Origin of the sequence: Kitasatospora sp. NPDC007106, assembly GCF_040634455.1 — a bacterium.
GTDB classification, from domain to species: Bacteria; Actinomycetota; Actinomycetes; order Streptomycetales; family Streptomycetaceae; genus Kitasatospora; species Kitasatospora arboriphila.
Genome location: NZ_JBEYFP010001077.1, coordinates 1 through 1,781 on the forward strand (window position 1 = coordinate 1; position 1,781 = coordinate 1,781).

At 69.2% G+C, this 1,781-nt stretch carries 2 protein-coding genes; one reads left to right on the forward strand and one right to left on the reverse strand.

What is annotated here, in order from left to right; translation table 11 throughout:
- Positions 1 to 357, reverse strand: a 357-nt coding sequence (locus tag ABZ641_RS35915; RefSeq protein WP_359988648.1) for an AraC family transcriptional regulator, incomplete at its 3' end; no start/stop codon positions are given.
- 259 nt (positions 358 to 616) lie between these two features.
- Between ABZ641_RS35915 and ABZ641_RS35920 the strand changes: the two genes are divergently transcribed.
- Complete coding sequence (locus ABZ641_RS35920; protein ID WP_359988650.1) at positions 617 to 1,732, forward strand: serine hydrolase domain-containing protein; 1,116 nt, start codon at positions 617 to 619, stop codon at positions 1,730 to 1,732.
- Positions 1,733 to 1,781 lie beyond the last annotated feature (49 nt).

A 1,781-nucleotide genomic window follows, 5' to 3' on the forward strand; every position in this document is an offset into this window, starting at 1 on the left:
GACGACCCGGAAGGACATGCGCGGCTGTGCCGTGAGCACTGCACCGGTACGCCGGGCCTCGCCCGGCCCGATGCCGTGCACCGATCGGAACGCCCGGGTGAAGGCCTCGCCCGAGCCGTACCCGTACCGCACCGCGATGTCGAGCAGTGTCAGCTCCCCGGCCAGCACCTCGGCCCCGGCGAGGGTCATCCGTCGGCGGCGCACGTAGACCGGGAGCGGCATCCCGGCGAGCGCGGAGAACAGCCGCCGGAAGTGGTACTCCGACACCGCGGCGATCCGGGCCACCTCGGCCATGTCGATCTCCCGGTCGAGGCAGGCCTCCAAATGGTCCAGCGCCTGATTCAGCCGCTCCAGCACGCCTGTCCGTCCATCCTTCTCGTACCTCCACCGCAGGAACGCCTCACCCTGCCGGCCAGTCGCACGCAGCCGCAGCGCCCGGCATCCAAGCCCGAACCGGAGTCGGCCATCGGCCGACCGCGAGGCGGGAACAGGAGCGGATTTCTGGGGCCGTCCGGTCGCCTTGCTTCAGTAAAGAAGATCTGGCCGCGCCCCGCCCGACAAAACCGGTGCGGGAATTGTCGGGCAGGCAGACCTGGCGTTGCCCGAGGCTTACGCCATGATTGACGTCAAGGGATTTTGCGAGCCGCGGTTCGACGCAGTCCGGGCGGCCCTTGCCGCTTTGCTCGGCAAGGACGACGTGGGTGCCTCGGCAGCCGTCTACCTCGACGGCGAGCAGGTGGTCGACATCTGGGGCGGGTACGCCGATGCGGACCGCTCCGTGAGCTGGGAGCGCGACACTCTCACCGGCGTGAACTCGACGACCAAGAACATGACCGCCCTGTGTGCGCTGATCCTGGCCGACCGGGGCGAGCTCGACCTGTCCGCGCCGGTCGCCGCCTACTGGCCCGAGTTCGCCGCGGCCGGTAAGGAGAACGTGCTGGTGCGGCATGTGCTGTCGCACACCGCGGGCCTGCCGGACCTGTCCGGGCTGACCGCGGTCGAGGAACTTTACGACTGGGAGCGCGTGACCGCAGGACTGGCCGCGCAGGCACCCGTATGGGAGCCGGGAACGGCCGCCGGCTATCACGCGCTCACCTTCGGCTTCCTCGTGGGCGAGATCGTCCGACGCATCACCGGCTGCAGTCTTGGAGACTTCTTCGCCGAAGAGGTGGCCGAACCGCTCGGCGCGGATTTCCACATCGGACTCTCCACCGACCACGACCACCGCATCGCAGCGCTCATCCCGCCGCCCTCACTGAGCGACGAGCACGCTGCCGGCGCACCGCCCGGACGGGATGGCACACGCCGGGAGAACACCGGCGCCGTGATCCGGGTCAAGGACATCAACTCCATTGCCTGGCGCCGTGCGCAGATCCCTGCAGTGAACGGCTTCGGCAATGCCCGCTCTGTCGCCCTCATCCAGTCGGTACTGGCGAACCAGGGTTCCGTCGGCGGCGTGCGACTGCTGTCCCCCCGGGGTTGCGAGCCCGCGTGGCAGGAAGTGTTCTGCGGTGACGACCGCGTGCTGGGGACGCCGATGTCCTGGACGGTGGGCTTCGGCAAGTTCGGCAACACCTTCGGCTGGGGCGGCTGGGGCGGCTCCCTGGTCGTGAGCGATCCCGGCTCACGCATGACGGTGGCCTACGTCATGAACCAGATGATCGACCGGGTCCGGCAGGAGGACAACCGCGGCATGGAAATCGTGATGGCCGCCTACAACGGCCTGCACTGACAGCGCTACGAGGGCGTAGGCCGGGCCCACACACGGCCGGTCACCGTGC

Bases quoted from the DNA above. Each gene is read 5' to 3' on its own strand.
- ABZ641_RS35920 (WP_359988650.1), top strand. From the start codon at position 617: ATGATTGACGTCAAGGGATTTTGCGAGCCGCGGTTCGACGCAGTCCGG.